The organism is Tychonema sp. LEGE 06208, from assembly GCF_015207505.1.
Lineage (GTDB): Bacteria > Cyanobacteriota > Cyanobacteriia > Cyanobacteriales > Microcoleaceae > Microcoleus.
The window spans coordinates 1-21,011 of record NZ_JADEWT010000006.1; the positions used below are offsets into that span (position 1 = coordinate 1).

The window sequence follows — 21,011 nt, forward strand, 5'->3', positions numbered from 1 at the left end:
GGAGAGTGGGAGATGGGGAGATGGGGAGAGTGGGAGAGGGAAAAATCTTCCCTCGAACCTCTTTCTTCTTCCCTCGAACCTCTGACTAATGACCAATGACTAATGACTAATGACTAATGACTTCAAAATGACTAATCGCTAAACAGCTTTTCGCTGACTTGAGCCGTGACAAAAGGCAGCTTTAAGGCAGGTTGCGGAACCGGGGGCGAGGCCGTCCGCTGCATCAAGCCGAGCTCGTAGAAGCCGCCGCACAGCAGCAAACGATCGCCCTCTAGCAAACTGCTAGTTCCATCCGGCCAGCGAGTAAATTTCCCTTCCCGGCGGATCGCCCGCACTTGCACGCCGTACTGGGCGAGTACATCTACCTCTGACAGTTTTTTGCCAGCCCAAGGGCTTTTTGGTGGCAGCCTCAGCCACTGACAAGAACTGTCGCCATGCGGCACAGAAACTTCCCCCTTCGCCAGCAATTCAAAACTGATGAGTTCTTCCGGTTCTCCCACGACAAAAACTCGATCGCCCAACTGCAAAGCTGTCTTTCCGTTGGGATAATCAATTTCCTCGCCATCTTTGCGGACGATCGCCATCACGCTGACCCCTGTCAACTGCCGCAAATTAGTTTCTTCCAGAGTCATGCCGGCGATCGGAGAGCCCTGTGGCAAGTTGTACCACTCGCTGTTCATATCTCGAACCGCCACCTTCAAATCCCGCGAAATCGCCAAAGGTTCGCGCGCCGGCCGCAATTCCAGATAGCGGCTGCTGCGAATTTGCTGGACTTCCCGCCCGATCGCCATTGGCGAGACACCTATGCCGCCGAGCAAGTGGGCCGACAGTTCTAAACTAGCCTCAAACTCTGGCTGCACAACTTCCCACGCACCTAGTTGATAAAGCAGTTCGATGTCTTTATCTTGGTTGGCCTGCACGACAATATCCAAATCGGGAACTAATTCTAAAGCCCGCTTCAGACACAAGCGAGTGCTCATGGGATCGGGAAGGGCGATCGCCATTGAAGCAGCCCGTTCGATCCCGGCAGATTCCAAAACGTGCAAGCTAGCAGCATTCCCGTAAATGTAGGGAATTCCTAGCACTCTGCAATCTTGAATTCTCCTTTCTGACTCATCGATCACCACAATTGAACAGTTGCGGCCCTGCAGTATTTTGACTAAATTTTTGCCAACTCGCCCGTAGCCACAAATCACAACATGATTTTGTTCCGGCAAATTTTCCGCGATTTCCACAGGTTGAGATGTTTCGTCAAAATATCGCTGCAAAGGCCCGAAATTTTCCGCCCAATTCAATAATTGCGGCACACTTCTCAATACAAACGGAGTCAGCACCAAGGTGACTGCTGTCGTTCCTAAAATTAATAGATAAACTTCTCGCGAAACCAGTCCCATCATTTGACCGGAACTAGCGAGTACAAAGGAAAATTCTCCGATTTGAGCTAAGCCCAAACCTACGATCAATGCTGTTTTTAACGGATAACCAAATAGTCGGACGAGGGGCGTGATTATCAAAAATTTGCCAACAAATACTAGAAATACCAGTCCCAGAATTAATTCTAGATGGCTCCAGAGAAACATCGGGTCGATTAACATACCGATGGTGACAAAAAATAAGGATGCAAAAATATCTCGCAAAGGCTCAACGTAAGTTAGAGTCTGGTCGGCATATTCCACCTCAGAAATCATTAAGCCCGCCACAAATGCGCCCATCTCGATCGAGAAACCCAAATATTCTGTCAGCAGCGCAATACCTAAAGCCAGAACCACAACTCCCAGCAAAAACAGTTCGCGGCTTTCTGTTTTCGCGAGATAGCGCAGCAATTGCGGGACAATCCAAATGCCTGCAACTACAGCACCAGCAGCAAATAAGCCGATCCGCAGCAGAGCCCAAGCTACCGTCATGCCGATCGCCTCTGCAGGCTCGTTGAGAGCCGGCAAAACTGCTAACATCAGCCCCAATGCTAAGTCTTGAACTACTAATATTCCCAGCATGACTTGGCCGTGGGAAGTACCGCTTTCGTTGCGTTCCATCAAGCACTTGAGTACAACTGCTGTAGAGGAAAGCGACAAAATCGACCCTAAAAACACGCCTTGAGCGGGCGATTCTACCCAGCCCACGCCCAAGGAAATTGCAGTTGTAAAGGCGATCGTCAGCACAATTTGCAAGCCCCCCCCGCCCAGACTAATTGCTTTAACTTTCTGGAGTTCGGCGAAGGAAAACTCTACTCCCAAAGCAAACAACAGAAAGGCAACACCGAATTCAGCGAGGGTGTCTACCTGAATTAATTCTTTAATCAGCCCCAAACCTGCAGGCCCAATTACGATCCCTCCTAGGAGGTATCCGAGGATTACTGGCTGTCGCAACAGCGATGCAAAGAGTCCTCCTGCTGCGGCAGCAGCGAGAACTATAACTAAGTCAACGATCAGTCGGAAGTCTTCTTGCACAATTTTATGAAAAAATTATAAAGTTATATTATAGTATCTAATGTGTTGACTATGTTTAGTGGTTGGACTATAGTTGAGGAACCAGCACGACGGCTACCCTTAACTAAGGTATTTTCTAATGACACAGAGTTCAACTCCTCACAAAAAGCTTAAGCTCTTGCAAGTTTATCGAGGCATTGCGGCTTTATTGGTGGTCATGGTTCACATTTACTTTACGAGCGCGGAAACCTTAAATCAAATTACTTTTTTACATTTATTTAAGACTGGGTGGAGCGGTGTAGATTACTTTTTTGTATTGAGCGGTTTTATCATGGTATACGTTCACGGCTCGGCGATAGGTAAAAAAGACCAGTTAAAATCTTTTTTAGTCAAGCGCGCCGTGCGAATTTATCCGATATACTGGATAATTACTCTGACTGTTTGGTGTTTATTTCTAGTAATTCCAGGTTTTGCTAACAATCAAGATTTAAGTGTGGGAAAGGTAATTGCGTCGCTGCTCTTGATTCCTCAAAAAGACAAGCCCATTCTGCAGGTAGGTTGGACTTTAATTTACGAAATATATTTTTATTTATTGTTCAGCATAGCTATCTGGCTGAAGCCTAAACATTCTGTGCCTATTCTTTCGGGTTGGCTATTGGTAACGTTTTTAGTTTTTCGTAAGATTATAAAATTACCCCAGGATTCTTTTTTGCTGGAAACAGTATTTGGAGAGATGAATCTAGAATTTGTTTTGGGCTGCTTGGCTGCGTATATTGTGATTAAATATAACAATAGTATCGGTAAATACAGGTGGATATTGTTTGGGATAGGAAATTTAGGATATGTTATTGTAGGAGTGCTCGCCGCATGGGGAAACATATGGTTCTCGCGCATCCTTAGTTTTGGAATGCTAGCAACTCTGTTAATCATTGCTATCACCTTGATAGACCTCAAGGATTCCCCGAAAATTCCTGATCTTTTAATTTTCTTGGGAGATGCCTCATACTCGATATTTTTGACCCACTTCCCAGTGATTTCAGCAATTACAAAAATAGTGCAAAAGGCAAATTTAGGAAAATATTTCGACGGTTTCTTTGCTCCCGCTCTAGTGGCAGTGTTCGCCGTAGTTTTCGGTTGCATATTCTACTCTCTGATAGAAAAACCATTGACAGTTTTTCTGCGGAAAAATTTTGTAGAAAAAATGTTTATTCCTAAAGCAGAAGGCAGAATCTAAAAAAGCCGAAGGTTTGCCGGCGTTAGAAGCTAAAAATCCCGATACTTTCGGCTGTGGAATGAATCTACTTCTAACTGGTTATTGTTACTTTCGGACAGAGAGAGCCTAAACTGTGATTTTAGTCATCAAAAACTCACTGAGTCTAGATATTTGAGATGTATAGTCAACAGAAATATCTGCTTGACAACCCTTAAGGAAAGCTAACTATGATAATGACTGTGAATCGACGCAAGTGCGGGCAAAGTGCAAAAATAATTGCGGCTGCTATTTTCCGGTGGCGAGGGTTCAAGGCAAACCAGCTAACGGTGAGTTTGAGTGGGGGAATTGTTGCCAGCATTTTCAGTCTGGTATCGCCCGTGCAAGCTTTGCAGGTAGTTGTCACTCCACAAAATCCCGAACTGGGAGATACGCTGTCAGTAATTATTCAGGTTGACGGTAACGGCGGGGAAACTCCAACAGTTTCTTTACAGCAGAAAAACTACCCCGCGTTTCCAATGGGCAACGGCCGCTTTCGGGCCCTGTTACCGACGACACCGGTAGAGAAACCCGGTGCCCGCGTTTTAGAAGTCGCAGGTGACGGACAGATACAGAAGTTGAACGTGCAAGTGCGCGATCGAAATTTTCCCACTCAGTCCATCTGGCTACCTCCGGGTAAAGACTCCGAAGGTACAGATGCCGAGTTCGATCCCGTAGACGCATTTAAAGCACTGGTGACACCCGAAAAGTTTTGGAACGGCAAATTATTGCGCCCTAACTCTGGAGAAGTTACCACTATTTATGGCGTGCAGCGATACTATAATGGAGTATTTGCTAAAGACTACTACCACCGCGGCGTGGATTACGGCGGTGCTTACGGTTCCCCTATAATCGCACCCGCAGCAGGTCGGGTGTCTCTGGTGGGACGCGAATCCCAAGGGTTTAAAATCCACGGAAATGTCGTCGGTATCGACCACGGTCAAGGGGTAGCAAGTATTTTGATGCACCTCAGCCGAATTGATGTCAAGGAAGGCGATTTCGTCAAAGCCGGTCAAGTAATCGGTGCTTTGGGGTCAACTGGAGCTGCGACAGGCCCTCACCTGCATTGGGGGCTGTACGTGCACGGGCAGTCTGTCGATCCCGTACCTTGGCGGCTTCAGGGAATTGAGTAGGAATTTATACGGGTTTTGACGAATAAAGCCGTCAATTATGGGGTAAGTTTGTGGCTAGGGTGTTTAGATAACTGTTATGGGTTATCAGTATTGAGTTAGGATTTGTCTAAAAATTCTCAACTCAATCCTCAAAACTCGAATCTCAAGACGCTAACAATAGCGTCTTCACAAAACTCTATTAATGATGCCGTTGAGTGGGAAGCATATATGAGTATTGAAAAAATTGTTGAACAAGCTTTGCAAGACGGCTATTTAACGCCCTCTATGGAAGCTGAGGTGGGACGGATCTGCAACACGGCTTCGGAATTGTCGATCGAAGAGTATATGGCTCTCGATCGCCTGATGGGCTCGTTGTTAACCGGGGAAGTCGTGGTTCTGCCCCGCAAACAGTTCATCAACGTGATGGAAGAGTTGGTGCTCAGCGAGGCGATCGCCAGGGTGGCCGAGATTGAGGAGAAGACTGACCTGAGTCTGGATGTGGGAGATATTGCGGCTTATGCTTTAAATAGGCTGCCGCCTCTGTATGCTACTACGGAAGAGGGAGCTCATTTTCAAAGAGCTAGGGCTAAAGAACAACTTCACGATTTGATTTCCAAAGAAGTCAACGCAGCGATCGCCCGCAACTTGGACAGGCCAGACACCCCAAACCCCACAGCTTTGGGCAAGTCTTCTGGAAACGAAGTTCTTTCACAGCTAAGCACTTGGCTGCAAGCTAACGCCACTAATTTTGAGCAGCAGCCTTAGTACAACAAACTACTCTATCTTGCTTAAATCAATCCCGCTCTCTTGAGAGAAAGCGGGATTTCTAGTTCTTGAGCAACCCAGATCGATCGCGCGTCCGGTTCATTTAGCGGACACAATGTAATATCAAATCCTCTCTTCATCGGAATAGTAAATTCACAGTTAACAGTTAACAGTTAACAGTTAACCGTTAACATCACCAGGAGTGCGACTGGAATTGATATGACTTGTTTTTTCCAACGATTAATTGTTGCTGTCAGAAGAGTCTGCCGTGGGGCTGACGGTAACTTTTGCCTCTCGCTTTTCCCGTTTTTTCCGTTCCGCTTGGATGACATCTTGAAGCACTATTCGCGCTTGGGCCATTTTTTCCAAATTGCTGCGGTACAAATCTAAATCTTTGCTAACTTTTTCTTCAGGGAGGTGCAAGGCCGCACTGATTTTGGCGATCGCGCCGTTTCGCGTTTCTTGGTCTTTTACCATTTCGGGGTCGGCTTTTTCTAACAACGAAAACAAGCCGATCGCGAACAAGCGACTGTACTTAAATTGAGGGTTGCTGGCGATCGCCCCTAAAGATGCTTGCAAATCTCCTGTATCTTCAAAGCTGGTGGAGCGATCGAGCCACGAGAGCAAATCTGACCCAGAAAGTCTGCCCGCCATGCTTTCCAAGCGCTGAGCGTCTTGTTTGTAGCGTTCGGGATCGTCTTCTAGGGACTTACACAAAGCGTTAAAAATCGAAAGTCTGTCTGCTTCAGGGACGTACCCGAGCATGAATCGATCGAAAGCTGTCACCACGCCCAAAGCATAAATCGGGTCGTATTGAAAATCGGCATTCGCCGAAAGCAAGTGCATTTCTACCATCAACTCTTCCACCACCCGACGGTAAATTGAGTTGATCGGTCGAGTGTGAATCGTATAGAAACTTCGCTTAGTATCTGAAACTGTACGGTTATTGTTCACCTGATGTCTTATAGATAAATAATTTTGCAGCAGCGCGCGCCGCGTGAGTAAAGTCGTGAAAGTCTATGGGCTTTGCTGACAAAAATTGCCAGTTTTTTTTATTTGTACCAGCCCTCAAGCGAGGCAAAATTTTATCTAAAAGATTTTGCGCGCGATCGGCAGCCACAAATAAACTGTCGCACTACCAGGGCAAAACCCAAGTATCTTTACAATCATAGCTCTTCTGGGATCGCTCACCAATCTAATCTTCTGACTTGCCCGCCCAGAACTGGCAACCCATATCACAATAAATGCTGAATGTCAAGTCTAAATACTGAAAAATCCAACAAATATGACAATTTCTCCTGAATTAATAGCTTTAGCCCAGTACATGGCGGGCGAATTTGACAACCGGGAACAAGCGCTAGCAGACCCGGCTTGGTACGTCCACCTTCGTTTGTGGCAAAGACCCCTGCCTGCGGATATATTTTCCGAGCCTGGGATTGCCCTGTTTGCCGAACAAGCCAACATTCTGGAACTAGACAAGCCCTACCGCCCCCGCATCGTGCAACTGAGGCACGCAAAGACAGCGCCGGGACTTATAGAAGCTCAGTATTATATGTTCAAGGATATTGCAGCCGTCAAAGGAGCAGGTAGCAACCCCGACTTGTTAGCAAAACTAACCAGGGAGGAAATCGAATTCCTCCCTGGCTGCACCCTCTCCGTGGCGGTGCAAAATTTAGCCTCAAACCGCTATCGTTTTCGGGCATCTCTGCCGGAGGGAACTCACTGCGGCTTTGCCTACGGCGGGCAAAATTACCAAGTAGACTTGGGATTTGAAGCAGCAGGGGAGGAATTTCTCAGCTACGACAAAGGAATAAGCCCCACGACAGGCAAGGCTATCTGGGGAGCTTTAATGGGCCCTTTGAGATTTGTCAAGCGCCAAGATTTTGCTTCTGAGATACTGGCCAATAGGTTTGGGAGCAAATCAGACGGCGGTTGAAACCGCGTCTAGACAAATAAAATCAGCCTCCGTGGACTAAAGAAGAACAGCGCGTAATTTTCACCGTCTTTGTCTTTAACCTGCACGGCTGCAGGTTTTGTTTGACTTTCTGGCGATTGCAATCGCGCGGTCTTCTTCTGCGGAGACAAGTTTTGTTTGACAAGAAGCGGTTTCAACCGCCGGATTTTCTGGGCGAGTCTCAAGCTTAAATTGTCCTTACGCCGCAACCGATATCGGCGGGATCGCTCAACTGGCGCGCGGCACCCCCTCTAAAGCTTCTTCTTCCGTTTCAAAGATTTCAAACACAGAATCCATCATGGTGACTTCAAACACCAGTTTGGCTTCTGGATGAACATTGCAAATGCGGAAACTTCCCTTAACTTTATCCGCATCGCGCATACCGGCTACCAATGAGGTCAGGCCAGAACTATCGATAAAGTTTACCTGACCAAGATTCACGACGACATGGCGGCTGAGTTTGGAAATACACTCTTGCAACTTGAGGCGGAATTGCCAAGCTGTCGTGATGTCCAACCGTCCTGTCGGTGCTAAGACGATAACTGTTGTACCGTCAGATAGCGTGTGGGTTTTTTGATCAATATGAATCACTGACCCTTCCCTCAAATTTATTACTATTTATCGCGGTGGTTACTTTCCCAGTAGTTTAACTCAGGTCGGTGACTGCTGAGGCATCCAATTCGCCCAATCTTGCGGTTTTAAGAACTTCGAGTAGAGTTCGGCTTCTGGAGAGTTGGGTTCTGGCTCGAAACAATACTCCCAGCGTACCAAAGGTGGCAGGGACATGAGAATCGATTCGGTGCGTCCGTTGGTCTGCAAGCCAAAGGTTGTGCCTCGATCGTACACCAAGTTAAATTCAACGTAGCGGCCGCGGCGGTAAAGTTGGAAATCGCGCTCGCGCTCGCCGTATTCTTTCGATCGGTGCTTTTCTATAATTGGGGTGTAAGCCGGCAAAAATGCGCGACCGCAGTCCTGTACGAAGGCGAACAGCGACTCCCAGCTTCTGGGTTCTGGGTTTCCGGCATTCTTGCTGTATTCAGCAGCTTTTCCTTTGACATTCTGGTCGCGGTAAAGCGGGCCTTGACCGTTTTGGTAGTCAAAAAACAGGCCGCCTACACCGCGAGTTTCTTGGCGGTGCGGCAGGTAGAAATATTCGTCGCACCAGAGTTTAAATGTCTGGTAATAGTCCGAGTGGTGTTTGTCGCAAGCTGCTTTCAGAGTTTTGTGAAAATGAGCTGCATCCTCAGCCAACGGGTAATAAGGAGTCAAATCGACACCGCCACCAAACCACCAAATCGGCCCAGCCTCAAAATAGCGGTAATTGAGGTGAACCGTAGGCAAGTAAGGATTGCGGGGGTGCAGCACCATCGAAGTCCCAGTCGCGTAAAAATCGTGACCTGCCGCTTCTGGGTGCTTCGCAAGAATCAAAGCCGGCAAACTTTCGCCCCAAACTTCGGAAAAATTAACTCCGCCTTGTTCAAAAACATTGCCTTCGCGCATCACGCGAGAACGTCCGCCCCCGCCTTCGGAGCGTTCCCAAGAGTCTTCCTTAAATTTGCTGCCACCGTCGAGCTGTTCGAGGGCTTGACAAATTTCATCTTGTAGGGTTTTCATAAATTGGCTGACTCTAACTCTAGAGTCAGCGGGCGGCAAAAACACAGAAGAGTTGGTTTTAAGTGTGGTAGAAACTGTCATAAGAATTTCTGTTGTCAGATTTGAGTCTTAGACGGGGGATGATTTCCCAATCCAGTCGGCATTGTAATTATGCCACCGCAGGTCTGCAAATGATCGTAATGAAGATACATTAAAAAATAGCAACAAAAATATACTTTAAATTGCGATCGAAAATTCGCTAACCCAATTGCAGAGCTATGGTGGAGAACACAATGCCCGAGACACTCGATATTAGTTCAGTTTTAGAGATCCTGCGACCCGTGCAAGACCCCGAACTGCAAAAAAGTTTGGTGGAATTGAACATGATTCGTAACATTAAAATTGACGGCGGTACAGTCAGTTTTACTTTAGTGCTGACAACGCCTGCTTGCCCGCTGCGAGAATTTATTGTCGAAGATTGCCAAAAAGCGGTCAAAAAGTTGCCAGGAGTCGAAAAAGTGGTGGTGGAAGTGACAGCCGAAACGCCGCAACAGAAGGGAGTGACCGATCGCCAAGGAATAGAAGGAGTCAAAAATATTATCGCAATATCCAGCGGCAAAGGGGGCGTTGGCAAAAGCACGGTAGCGGTAAACGTGGCTGTAGCGCTGGCGCAAACCGGCGCGAAGGTGGGTTTGCTAGATGCGGATATCTACGGGCCCAATGACCCAAATATGTTGGGTTTGGGAGACGCGAAAGTGATGGTTAGGGACGGAAAAAGCGGGGAAAGCCTCGAACCGGCTTTCAACTACGGCGTCAAATTGGTGTCAATGGCGTTTTTAATTGACAAAGACCAGCCTGTAATTTGGCGCGGCCCGATGTTGAACGGGATCATCCGGCAGTTCCTCTATCAGGTGAATTGGGGCGATTTAGACTATCTGATTGTCGATATGCCTCCGGGTACGGGAGACGCACAGTTGACAATGGCGCAAGCGGTGCCGATGGCTGGTGTGGTAATTGTGACGACGCCGCAGACGGTGGCTTTGTTGGATTCCCGCAAGGGGTTGAAGATGTTCCAGCAGTTGGGAGTCTCGGTATTGGGAATTGTGGAAAACATGAGCTATTTTGTCCCGCCGGATATGCCTGACAAGCAATATGATATTTTCGGTTCCGGTGGCGGGGAAAGGACGGCTGCGGAGTTGGGAGTGCCGCTGTTAGGCCGCATTCCGCTGGAAATTCCGCTGCGGGAAGGTGGCGATTCCGGTGTGCCGATCGTGGTGGGACAACCGGATTCTGCTTCGGCGAGGGAGTTGCGGGCGATCGCGGGTAGGATTGCTGGTAAGGTTTCGGTAGCAGCCTTAGCCTAACAAAATTAGTCGGGGACGCATCGGTGCCGAGAAACCGGGTTTTTGTGATGTTTACTTCGTTGCAGCCTGCCGATTCATAAAAAACCCGGTTTCTTGAGTCCCAGCGCCTCCCGAACTAACTTTTAGTCTCCTTCGGGGGATGTTCCTAGGAACTCAGATGAGGGATGTTCTGCCTTGGGTTTTAGGCTCAAGTCTCGATCGCCAAAAAACAGTAAACTATAAACAGTCAAACTTAACTTTCAAACAATTATGATTTTTCCAGGTTCGGCAGTTCGAGTTAAAGATAAGGGCGAGATTTACTACGGCTTTCAAGGACTTGTCCAGCGAGTTACCGACGGGAAAGTCGCGGTATTGTTTGAAGGCGGCAACTGGGACAAGCTGATATCATTTCGGCTGTCGCAGTTAGAACTTGTGGATGCTACGGCTGGTCGGGTGAAGTAGTCATTGGTCATTAGTCATTGGTCATTAGTCATTGGTCTGAAGAGAATTGAGAATTGGGAATTGGTAAGCTAACCAAAACCTGAACACTCACGGAATAAGCTGTCGCGCATTGAGATTGTATATTCAGGACGTGCTTTGAGACCAACCCACTCACAGTTAGATTGTTTGTTGGTAGACAATTGAAATGCTCAAAAACAGATAGTTAATAAGTAACAGAAAACCAATGACTAATGATCAATAATTAATAACCAATAACTAACAACCAATAACCAATAACTAATAACCAATAACTAATAACCAGTAACTAATAACCAATAACTAATAACTAATAACTAAAATTATGCGTTTACCTTTACCCCAATTTGCTACAAAAGAGCGCCATCCCGATCGCATTGCTGAGGTAATCGAGACGGCAACTTCGGAATTTATGGCTCAATGTTTGGAACCGGATGACTTGAGTTTTCCGGTGATGCCGCCTTTTGGAAGTTGGGTTAAGGCGCTGGATGAAGAGTCAAAAAATCAAATCTACGGTGTGGTTTATTACGCGACGACTAGCCCGATCGACTCGGTGCACAGAGCTCGCGCCTTGGGTTTGTCGCTAGAAGAGTTGCGGGAAGAACAACCGCAGATTTTTGCGATGCTCAAAACCGAGTTTAGAGTGGCGATTGTCGGGTATGAAGCGCCACCGGAAAAGTTCAACGGTAACGGCCCGTCGAGGGGTAAAATTTATCAGTATTTGCCGCCGCGCCCGCCGCAAATTCACCAGGCGGTTTATTGTTGCGAACCGGATGAGGTGATTGATTTTACGGTGAAGTTGGATTTTTTGAGGACGCTGCTGGGGGTGACTAATGCGCCGGTGGATGCGCTGACGGCGGCGACGATTCGGGAGATTTATCAGTTGCGAATGCGCGATCGATCTTGGTTGGTGGAAGCGGGCAGGAGTTTGAGTGTTTTGTTGAAGGATGATTATGACAGGTTGCGGTTGATTTTGAGTCAGATTCATCCGTAGAATATGGGATAAGTAAATAGAAAAGTATAATTTTTTATGTGGGTAGAGATCGCAGCGCTAAATCAGATTCCCGAACGGGATATTTTGAAAGTAAAAGTTGAGGATATTTCGCTGATTTTGAATCGCCAAGGTGCAAATATCACTTGTTACCGCAATGCTTGCACGCATTTAGAATATCCGATCGATATGGGTAAGGTTGATAGCGGTATCATTACCTGTCCGTTTCACAAATTTAGGTTTAAGTTAGATACTGGTAAGTGCTTGAATTCACCGGATTCGCTGGAATCTTATCCGGTAAAGATTGAGGGCGAGATCGTTTTTGTCAATATCGATTAGTCATAGTTTACTTGTTTTCTGAGTCCCCAGCGCCAAGCCAAGAAACCGGGTTTCTCCGATAATTTAGGCATCCTCACCGAGATTGAGGAAGAAACCCGGTTTCTGAGTCAGGGCGCGCGCTTTTCAACTTACCGTTTTTGCGCGACGCTGACGGAGGAAAATCGCCAAAAGCCCGATCGCCCCAACGATCAAAAGCAGCCATTCTTCCGGTTCAGGAACCCCAGAAACATTCAAAGGATTGCTAGGTTTAGTCAACTCCTCCTTACCCGATTCTACCTCGCGTTCAAATCGATCGTTTTTACCTTCCGCCGCCTTTAGCTGCGCCCTTTGCTCGTCATTAACTAACACAATCATCGAAGAATAGGGCGTGACGACTTTAAAAGTTTTAGCAAGCGAGTGCATCGCATCCAATTGAGTCAATTGATTAGCAGTTTTCTGCTTGCTGAGTGCCGTTATCAACTGTCGCGCCGCTATCGGTTTAAAACCTTCATTTTCATCATTAGTTATTTTCGGAACCCCTGCAGCCACCTTCGGAGTTTTGGCATAACTCCAAGCATAACCATCAACAACATTAACTACAGATTTCCCCGACGCTGCCATCGTCGCCACTCGCTGCATTGCTTCTTTGATATCGGTAGAAACTCCGCCGCCGCTATCTTGAATCACCTTTAAAGTAGCGTCGTCATAGCCAGGGGGCAAACCTCCTAAATGCACTGTCCATAAAGGTGCAGCTAGGGAAACGCTGGTTTTGCGATCGTCCGATAACTCGTAACTGTGGCGATCGCTCACCAAGAATACAGTATCATAACTTCTATTGCCGCGCAACTGTGCAAACTGTTGCAGAATATCCTTAGGTTGGACAGTACCATAAAACGTCAACTTTCCTACATCAAAACTGCGTAGATTTTCCACCAACCTCGGCGGCATCCCCGCCGCACTCGACACATATAAATCCACACTGTTTGTAGCTAAAACATTCTTTTTTAACCAATCAAAAGTCTCCTTAAGTTCTTGACTTTCTGCCGCCATACTCCGAGAAGTATCCAGCACCAAAGCCAACTTTTTAACGTTTGGCAAAAAGTAATTTATCTCAATCAGCGGCTGAGCCGAAACAGTATTTTGGCCTGGTAAATTCGCTAAATACGGTATTGTTTTTGGCGTTGCAACTGCGGGTAAAAATGCTGGAAGCCAAGTTTCTTTTGCCTCCTTACCCTTGTATTTAATCTCCTTTCCAGCGATAACTCGGCGAGTATTTTGATTCCAAAAAATATTGCGTTTTTCCGCTAAACTCGGCATCGCCCAACCCTGGGCTTGTCGCAGGACTTTGTAAGTCAGCCACAAGTGCATTTCCGTCGGCCCATTAGTAGGTGCAAACTCTCGTTTAGGCGGAACAGGAAAAGCTCGCAAGCGATATTGTTTCGGGCCAATTTGTTCGAGCAAAGCCGGATCTACCCTTTCTACTACCTGCTGGTTGTAAACTTGTTGGGCGGCACCTCTGGGCGACACAGTAAAAGCAAAACGCTTTTGCAAATCCCCAGTATCGCCCAGCCAAACTCCTGTAACTGCGGCGCTTTCCGGCAGAGAAAAGTAATAAAATACTTCTTGCAAGTTGGGCGTTTGATTTTTGTAAACTTCGTAGATTTGAACGTCAGCCCAATCGCCGTTTTCTTTGACTGTAACTTCTTGGGAATCCAACCATACTTTTTCCTCATTGACATTCAACAAACCAGCCTTAGCTTCTTCCCGGTTAGATGTTGACTGCACCGCGTGTTTTACTGCTTCTGTGTCACCTTTTTGAATTTCAGTATCGAAGAATCCAGCGTAAAGTTTTTCGGCTTTTTTGACATCGGAACCGGAGCCTTGATACAAAAACGACGACATTAAAATATTATAGCTGTTCTGTACGCTTTTAGCTGCTTGGTCAGGCAGATTTAAAGTATTTTTGTACAGCGAGTAAATGTGGTCATTTTCTCCCACAGTGCTCAGGTAGCGGTAAGGAGACAAATAGGCGTTAACTAAGCCCGATCGAATCATATCAGACTTGGCTAATAAAGTTTGACGCGCCGTCTCATTAGCTGCGGGAGTTTCCAGAATTTTCATTGCTTGAATTTGCGGCTGCTGCTGCAAAGCTGCGAAAATAGCCAACCAAGCTGCCATAACTCCCAAGCTGCCCGCGATTGCTTGATTTTTTCCGTATTGCGAAGCAAAACTCTTTAATATTTTGCGGGCAGATTGGATGTAGAGAAAGCCGTAAAGCGAAGGCATTACTACGAATAAGCTGGAGGTAAAACCAAACAAGATTAAGGATAATGGCAGCCACCAAATTATTTCAAATGAACTGTACTTGAAAGATTCAATCAGTGGTGTCACCCAAGCAAAACTAAAAAATCCAACTATTATCACAATTGCGACAGGCAGTGCGTAAAACATCAGCAATGCGGCTGCCCAAATGCCAACTAGCAACATTAAGCTGTGAACTCCTAACTGTATCCAGGCAATTTGTTTGTTGCCAATTAATCCACTCACAGGTTGCGGTTTGCTTTCAGCATCTTGAGATGTTGCAACATCTTGAATATTTTCTATTTTTCCTAAATATCCGTAGAAGATTTCTACTAAAAATCCTGCTATACACAATCCTATTGTCCCAATAATTTGAGAGCTAGGTGGATTTAGTTCCCGCAGCAGAAATAACCTGATTAAGCAGAGCAAAAATAAGGGCGCTTCTACGCCGTAAAAAAGACGCATTAGCTGCAATGGTTGGTTGCTAAAACGCTTGTTGAATCCGATGGTTGTAAATACTGTCGGTACGGCTATTAGTGCTGTTAAGGTTAAGGAAAATTCCAGGGGGATAATTCCGTCTATTGTGGCTTGGATTAACGGGATTCCCAGGTAGGGCAAAATTCCCAGATAAACAATTGACAAAAACGTCAGGTTCCACAGCCAAAATATTAACTGAAAAATTATGTTCAATGCCAGCTTAATTTTTTTCATTTTTTGCTGTTTTTAAGCTATAATTAACGGTGTTATGTACGTTTTTAGCAAAAGATTGGACTTCGGAACTTTTGGGGTTTACGGAATTGTCAAAAAGAATTGACACAAGCACCCAAGTATGATTTTTGTGGTTGATGTCGCGGCGGATTCGCTCTAAGAAATTATCGGTTGTTTGCTCGGAAGATTGTAGCCAGTAGGTGGCAGATAGTTGGTTGTCTTTGACAGACAGCCAGCGGGCTGCGATGGCAGGAGTTAGCTGTTTTCTTTCTATGCGGTTGACGGGGATGCCGCTGGCGATAAAGCACAACTCTGGTGCGTGATAAGTCTGCCAGGATGTGCTGGCTACGGTTAGCATGGAACCGCGCAAGTTACCGGAGATAAATCTCTTTTTTTCTGTTTTGGTGTCTGGGTAATTGCCGAAGAATTTTTGTTCGCTGGGATTCAGGGGGATTGGTTCGGATATGATTTGTTCGGGAAATTTCAGGGGGGCGATCGCTACTTGTTCGCTTTCTACATGATAGAATTGAGAAATTGCTGCCAACACAGCGACGGCCGCAATTAGTCCGGCTTTTGCTAAGGGCTGATTTTTGAGGATTTCTGCATCTGGTTGCGACTCAAGATTAATTTGTTTGGCTGCGGAAATTTTTGGTATTTTTTGCAGCATCAACCAACTCACAAAACAAGCGCTAACTAAACCGACTATTCCCAGGGGTACGTGCAGGATTTCGGCATAAATTGGCTGTTGAAAAACTTGGGCAACTAATACTAATACGACTACCCGCAAAGCGTTAGCCGAAACTAACATTATGAAGTTGACGGCGCATACTGCGAGCCATTTAAAACCCAATTGACGGCTTTCTAACCAGGTAGCAGCTAGCAAAAATAGTGTCCCTACTAAGAGGGTTTTAATGCCGCTGCAAGGTACGTCTACTTGAGCGATGCCGTTTTCTAAGACGATGATATCGTAGGAAGAAATAGCCCCGATTTGGAAAACCGATAGCAATTTTTCTACTACCTGAGCTGTCAGCACTCGCGCCGGCAAACCCAATCCGTTATTGAGCTGAGTGTTGAATGGTAAAATACAAGCTAGCAGCCCCGCGATTGGCAGGTTTTTTCGCCAAAAGTTCGGCTCTACCATTAAGCCGTACAGCCCGTAGGTTCCGAGGATAAATAGCAGGATGGTAATTTGTTTGATGTCTATTATGCACCCTGCGGCGATCGAGCAAACGCTCGCACCCAACATTAATACCAGCGGATAGCGCCTCACAACGAATTTGGGGGACAATGCGGGCGGGCGAGTTCCCGAAATGAGCGATCGCACTACTAATGCTACAATCAGAAAACTAATTACTATCTTGTACAGTGTCGGTATCTCAACAAACGAGGATAACAGCCATTTAACTGCCGAGATATTGGCAAAAAACCAAGTGAGCGACAGTAAAAAAGGAGCTAACCAAACCAAATTAACCGCAGGATAAGGAGTAACAGAATCTGGAATTCCAGAATCTGGAATATTGGTGCGCTGCATGATACCGCTTGACATTCACGTTGGTGACATCTTAGCTCAGCAACATTGGTAATGCCTAGACCTGAAATTTAAGTTTTGTCAAGCTTTTATTTTTTCTACAGACAAGCTAGCGTTATAATAATTTCAGCGGAGGTAAAAATGAGCGAAAAAAGTCCGGGATACAAAATTGTTAGCGATAACCGACAAGCGCGGCATCTCTATGAAATTATAGAGACCTATCAGGTGGGCATCGAGTTGAAAGGAACCGAAGTTAAATCTATTCGGGAAGGAAAAGCGAATTTGCGGGACGGATACGGCTTAGTTCGGAACGGCGAACTGTGGCTGATCAACGTTCATATTTCGCCTTGGAGAAGTGCTAGCAACTATTTTAATCACGAACCAAGACGCACTCGCAAATTGCTGATGCACAAGCAGGAAATTCGTAAACTAATTGGGAAAGTGGAAGAAAAAGGTTTGACTTTAGTGCCGTTAAAAATGTATTTGAAAGGCGGCTGGGTTAAACTCGATATCGGTTTGGGTAAAGGTAAAAAATTGTATGACAAGCGCGAAGATTTGAAGAAACGCGAAGACAAGCGGGATATGGAACGCGCAATCAAGCAATTTTAGTGATTGGACGAATATTCTCAAAGCCTGTAAAGAACAGGCTTTTCGAGTCCTATCTACATGAGTTATCGTTTATTTTTGTTAGTAATTAGTAGACTTGAGTTACATAAATATTCGCTTTGTTAACCACAGATTTCAGGCAGATAAACACTGACGGATGCAGATAATTCCATGTTATCTGTGTTTGATTTGAGTACAACTCCAGTCTAGTGATTAGCGATTAATCATTAGATTTGAATTGCTCTTCATTCTCTTTCTGTTATTAAAATACATCTGCGGTTTTCCGATCGATGGAAGATTTATAGCGGTTCTCAAGCGTGGTGAGGATAGCCCGGTTTGGCCTATGCCCTATGCCCCATGCCCTATGCCCTATACAGGATAGTATCTCATCTTTCTGAGACTCGGCTATATGCAATCAGTCTATTGTCGATCGCCCCACAACTAAGTATTATTACTCACAACATCCGTAGCAGTCAAGGCTCTTTCTCCTTTCAAGCTGAGGGCTTGCAGCTTTTTTCTGGCTTTTTTCTGAAACTATCCGGATAGGTGTTCGAACCCCGCGAAGAATTAACCTATGCTCGAATACATCTAGGTACTGGCAGCATTACCCAAGCATTCGGCTGTGGAGTTGCAAACCAGAAATGAGAAATAGGCTCAGGTCTAAGTCAATTCGTAAGATGATGATGTCATGAGGGTGGCAATTAAATACGGCAAACAAATTATCACTTAACTAACAGTGAAAATTTGCCAAAAACGACACCATTAGCTAATATTTTTAATGTCATGAAACAGCCAGGGAAAAAGTATCACCAGTCCAAGTGGGCGGCCTTCCTGCTCATCCTAACAGTAGGTTTTGGTGGTTGGCAATTTGGGTTGCCGGAACTCGCATCACTGTTTAATAATAGAGGCTTGGAAAACTACAAAGCCAATCGATTGGCCGATACTCAACAAGCCTATGAGTTGGCGCTCGTTGTAGACCCCAAAAGCCGCGCGGCTCTTTACAATTTGGGATGGCTTTGCGAAGAGGTGCAAGATTTGCAATGCGCCCGAGGAAAATATCTGCAAGCTGCCAAACTAGGTCTGCCTGCTGCTTACAGCAATTTGGCGAGGTTATATATTCTTGAGAATAAAAACTATGCTGCTGCGGTTCACTTGCTGTGGCAAGGTTTGAAAGTAGCTGAGGACGATCGAGTTAAATATTCTTTACTTAAAAATTTGGGATGGGCGCGGCTGAAACAGGCTCGATATTCAGAAGCATTGCAACATCTGGATGCAGCCATTAAGCTTGATAGTGAAGGCCCAGCAACTTATTGCCTGAAAGCGCAAGTCCTAGAAGGGATGAAAAAAACGAAGGAAGCGCTACCGCAGTGGAAAATTTGTCTAAAGTATGCGGATTCTCAAGAGTTCGATGAGGATATATGGATAGGAATGGCACGTCAACGATTAAAAGAGGAAAAAACAAATAAATGAAACGCACATTTTTGCTTTCATCAACCATACTGGCAATTATCACAGTATTGCAGTTCAGTCAAGCCTCAAAAGCACAGCCCACTCCTGCAACTGTTCAATCTACAGTTAATGAATCATCCGAAACGCCGTTCAGCTCGAATCAGTCAACGTGGCGGCGTTGCAGAGATAGAGATGGTGGAAATTATCCGTGTCCGAGATTCGTCATGCCTTCGGAGAGCGCAGAATAAAAGTTATTTTCCATAAATTTTGTAGGGTGTGACACCAGCACTTTACATTTGCAGGTATGTAGTATGTAGTAATTTTATGTAGGGTGCGTGCAGCGCGCACCCTACTATCGATCGTGGCTGTGTTCGTACAGCCATCAAGTAATATCGTTTCCTCTCTTCATCGGAATAGTAAATTCAAGCGTTGACTGTTGACTGTTGACTGTTAACTGTTGACTGTTGACTGTTGACTGTTGACTGTTGACTGTTGACTGTTAACATCATAAGGAATACAACCGGATTTGATATAATATCATGTCCGGTCGATTGATAACAATAAAATTGGATCGCACGCGCGATCCGTTTTTGTGATGGTAATTTACCGGAGATGATATCAAAAGCTCGAAGAGCTCCTGCAACCGGCGAGCTTCGGGGAAAGCACTAAAAGAAACAAATGCTTTTTGCAAAAGAACAGATGTTCTGTGCCAGCATTTTTATCTACTCGCTGTCTGTCAAAGCTGAATTTTGCTGCTCCTGCGAGTTCCTGTAAAAACTAGCAACGATCGCCACCATCAACCACCACAGCATATTAACTTCTGGTCTGTACCAAACGGTATCGACAAAACCGTGGGCCATCATGCCGGTTAAAGTTGCGATCGCCGCAATCAACCAAAACCCTTGATTCGATTTAAGATTTGGGGACGCTTCCTCTAAATTAGAGATATTAAATTGCGCGTCGCGCAATTTTTTGATCTGCAACAAACCTTGATTGACGGTGACAGTCATCAGCCACAGGAAAGACATTAAACCGATAAAGCCTGTTTCTACGGCAATTTCCAGCAGCACGGAATAAGCGCTCAAAGCAGTGAATTTCGGCTTCATATAAAGCGGATAAACTTTATTAAAGGCAGTATTTCCGGGGCCAATTCCGAGAATTGGCCGATCGCGAATCATGTCAATCACCGCATTCCAAACATTAATCCGAAAATTGTTGCTGCTGTCGCCGCGGCCGACAAACATACTCGAAACTCGATCGCGCAACGGCGCCACCAAAAGCACTCCCAAAATTAACGCACCAGCCAAACCTCCCAACCCTAACGGCAGCGCCCAAGTGCGCCAGAACCGAGGCATAGAAGGGCTGTACCAGTACCAAAGCAGCACTAAAAACACGACAAGCAGAGCCACAAAACCGATCCAAGCACCCCGGCTGTCGGTGTAGCGCAAACACGCGCAATTCACCACCAGCATCGTCAAGGCTAACAGTTTTGTTCCCCATCCTTTCCACACAAAAAGTGCGGCGGCGCTTAAGGCAATTGCTGGCAGTAAATAGGAACCGAGCAAATTTGGATTGCCCAAAAAGCTGTAAACTCGCGTGAGATCGGCTTGAGTTGATGTCGGATCGTTCCAAGTAGCTAATGGTGGCACTTGATCGATCCACTGCCGCACGCCGTAGAAACTGACTACTAGAGCGACATTTAAATATACTGCAATCAACCAGGAACGCAGGCGGGGGTCTCGCAATATCCGCGCCATGAGGGCAAAAAACAGCAAATACAGCGTTAGCTTGCCCCAACCGACAAAAGCGGCGGCTTTCACCGGCGACATGGCGGTGGCGACGGTGGCAATACCCCAGTACAGCAGTACCAGCAAGTGAATGGGTGTGAGGGCGATCGCGCGATCGTCAGAAACAGTGAGCAGCACCCAAAATGCTGCACCAGCAGCCATCAACAGCCCCACCAAGGCATTGTTCACCAACGGGCCCATACTGAACGTCAAGGCCAGCAAACCAAAACCCAGAGGCTCCGCCCACTGCATCAGCCAGCTACTTTCTCGCCAACTGCGCGCATTGCCGATCGCCCAATTCAATAAATAACTGCCCTTTTGCCACTGAGAGAGCGGCAAATTTGCCAGACTTAACTGTTGCCAAACTGAATTCATTTCTATTTTAGATTTGTAATTAGTCATTA

The 21,011-nt window shown here is 46.1% G+C and carries 18 protein-coding genes; 11 read left to right on the forward strand and 7 right to left on the reverse strand.

Annotation, left to right across the window (positions count from 1 at the left end; all coding sequences use genetic code 11):
* Positions 1-131: 131 nt before the first annotated feature.
* A complete protein-coding gene (locus IQ263_RS02670; RefSeq protein ID WP_194066059.1) occupies positions 132-2,447 on the reverse strand; it encodes a cation:proton antiporter domain-containing protein in 2,316 nt (771 codons plus the stop codon).
* Positions 2,448-2,565: 118 nt separating this feature from the next.
* Between IQ263_RS02670 and IQ263_RS02675 the strand changes: the two genes are divergently transcribed.
* The 3 genes from IQ263_RS02675 to IQ263_RS02685 all read left to right on the forward strand — a co-directional run bounded on the left by IQ263_RS02675 (position 2,566) and on the right by IQ263_RS02685 (position 5,552).
* Complete coding sequence (locus IQ263_RS02675; RefSeq protein WP_194066060.1) at positions 2,566-3,660, forward strand: acyltransferase family protein; 1,095 nt, start codon at positions 2,566-2,568, stop codon at positions 3,658-3,660.
* A 206-nt stretch (positions 3,661-3,866) separates the two neighbouring features.
* Positions 3,867-4,808 (forward strand): M23 family metallopeptidase, encoded by a 942-nt coding sequence (locus IQ263_RS02680; RefSeq protein WP_194066061.1) that lies wholly within the window; start codon positions 3,867-3,869, stop codon positions 4,806-4,808.
* A gap of 207 nt (positions 4,809-5,015) precedes the next feature.
* The gene (locus IQ263_RS02685) at positions 5,016-5,552 is read left to right on the forward strand and encodes a late competence development ComFB family protein (RefSeq protein WP_194010712.1); all 537 of its coding nucleotides are present in this window, start codon (positions 5,016-5,018) and stop codon (positions 5,550-5,552) included.
* A gap of 240 nt (positions 5,553-5,792) precedes the next feature.
* Here IQ263_RS02685 and psb29 read toward each other — a convergent pair whose 3' ends face one another.
* Positions 5,793-6,506 (reverse strand): photosystem II biogenesis protein Psp29, encoded by a 714-nt coding sequence (gene psb29 / locus IQ263_RS02690; RefSeq protein WP_194066062.1) that lies wholly within the window; start codon positions 6,504-6,506, stop codon positions 5,793-5,795.
* Positions 6,507-6,837: 331 nt separating this feature from the next.
* Between psb29 and IQ263_RS02695 the strand changes: the two genes are divergently transcribed.
* Positions 6,838-7,488 (forward strand): chromophore lyase CpcT/CpeT, encoded by a 651-nt coding sequence (locus tag IQ263_RS02695; protein ID WP_194066063.1) that lies wholly within the window; start codon positions 6,838-6,840, stop codon positions 7,486-7,488.
* A gap of 246 nt (positions 7,489-7,734) precedes the next feature.
* On the opposite strand, the gene IQ263_RS02700 is transcribed toward IQ263_RS02695, so the two are convergent.
* Positions 7,735-8,097, reverse strand: coding sequence for an STAS domain-containing protein (locus tag IQ263_RS02700; RefSeq protein WP_106149243.1), 363 nt, complete (start codon positions 8,095-8,097; stop codon positions 7,735-7,737).
* Positions 8,098-8,157: 60 nt separating this feature from the next.
* Complete coding sequence (gene hemF / locus IQ263_RS02705) at positions 8,158-9,201, reverse strand: oxygen-dependent coproporphyrinogen oxidase (protein WP_194066064.1); 1,044 nt, start codon at positions 9,199-9,201, stop codon at positions 8,158-8,160.
* 191 nt (positions 9,202-9,392) lie between these two features.
* Here hemF and IQ263_RS02710 point away from each other — a divergent pair, with 191 nt between their 5' ends.
* The 4 genes from IQ263_RS02710 (at position 9,393) to IQ263_RS02725 (ending at position 12,249) form a co-directional block, all read left to right on the forward strand.
* Positions 9,393-10,463 (forward strand): Mrp/NBP35 family ATP-binding protein, encoded by a 1,071-nt coding sequence (locus tag IQ263_RS02710; protein ID WP_194066065.1) that lies wholly within the window; start codon positions 9,393-9,395, stop codon positions 10,461-10,463.
* Between the two features lie 249 nt (positions 10,464-10,712).
* A complete protein-coding gene (locus IQ263_RS02715) occupies positions 10,713-10,904 on the forward strand; it encodes an NAD(P)H dehydrogenase subunit NdhS (RefSeq protein ID WP_194066066.1) in 192 nt (63 codons plus the stop codon).
* A 340-nt stretch (positions 10,905-11,244) separates the two neighbouring features.
* The gene (locus IQ263_RS02720) at positions 11,245-11,913 is read left to right on the forward strand and encodes an HAS-barrel domain-containing protein (RefSeq protein WP_194066067.1); all 669 of its coding nucleotides are present in this window, start codon (positions 11,245-11,247) and stop codon (positions 11,911-11,913) included.
* Between the two features lie 36 nt (positions 11,914-11,949).
* Positions 11,950-12,249 carry a Rieske (2Fe-2S) protein gene (locus tag IQ263_RS02725; RefSeq protein ID WP_194066068.1) on the forward strand — a complete coding sequence of 100 codons (300 nt, stop codon included), beginning with the start codon at positions 11,950-11,952 and terminating at the stop codon, positions 12,247-12,249.
* A 123-nt stretch (positions 12,250-12,372) separates the two neighbouring features.
* Here IQ263_RS02725 and IQ263_RS02730 read toward each other — a convergent pair whose 3' ends face one another.
* The gene (locus IQ263_RS02730; RefSeq protein WP_194066069.1) at positions 12,373-15,240 is read right to left on the reverse strand and encodes a TIGR02921 family PEP-CTERM protein; all 2,868 of its coding nucleotides are present in this window, start codon (positions 15,238-15,240) and stop codon (positions 12,373-12,375) included.
* Positions 15,227-16,783, reverse strand: a complete 1,557-nt coding sequence (gene xrtO, locus IQ263_RS02735; protein WP_228049751.1) for an exosortase O — start codon at positions 16,781-16,783, stop codon at positions 15,227-15,229. The genes IQ263_RS02730 and xrtO overlap by 14 nt, the downstream gene beginning before the upstream one ends.
* A gap of 123 nt (positions 16,784-16,906) precedes the next feature.
* Between xrtO and smpB the strand changes: the two genes are divergently transcribed.
* The 3 genes from smpB (at position 16,907) to IQ263_RS02750 (ending at position 19,068) form a co-directional block, all read left to right on the forward strand.
* Positions 16,907-17,374: an SsrA-binding protein SmpB gene (gene smpB, locus IQ263_RS02740; protein WP_193971280.1), complete on the forward strand. Its 468-nt coding sequence runs from the start codon at positions 16,907-16,909 to the stop codon at positions 17,372-17,374.
* 780 nt (positions 17,375-18,154) lie between these two features.
* Positions 18,155-18,841, forward strand: a complete 687-nt coding sequence (locus IQ263_RS02745) for a tetratricopeptide repeat protein (protein ID WP_228049752.1) — start codon at positions 18,155-18,157, stop codon at positions 18,839-18,841.
* Positions 18,838-19,068, forward strand: a complete 231-nt coding sequence (locus IQ263_RS02750; protein ID WP_194066071.1) for an Osc7112_2153 family protein — start codon at positions 18,838-18,840, stop codon at positions 19,066-19,068. The genes IQ263_RS02745 and IQ263_RS02750 overlap by 4 nt, the downstream gene beginning before the upstream one ends.
* A 474-nt stretch (positions 19,069-19,542) precedes the next feature.
* Here the strand turns inward: IQ263_RS02750 and IQ263_RS02755 are convergent, their stop codons facing one another.
* Entirely contained in the window at positions 19,543-20,982 is a 1,440-nt protein-coding gene (locus IQ263_RS02755) for an IctB family putative bicarbonate transporter (protein WP_194066130.1), read from the reverse strand.
* Positions 20,983-21,011: the final 29 nt, after the last annotated feature.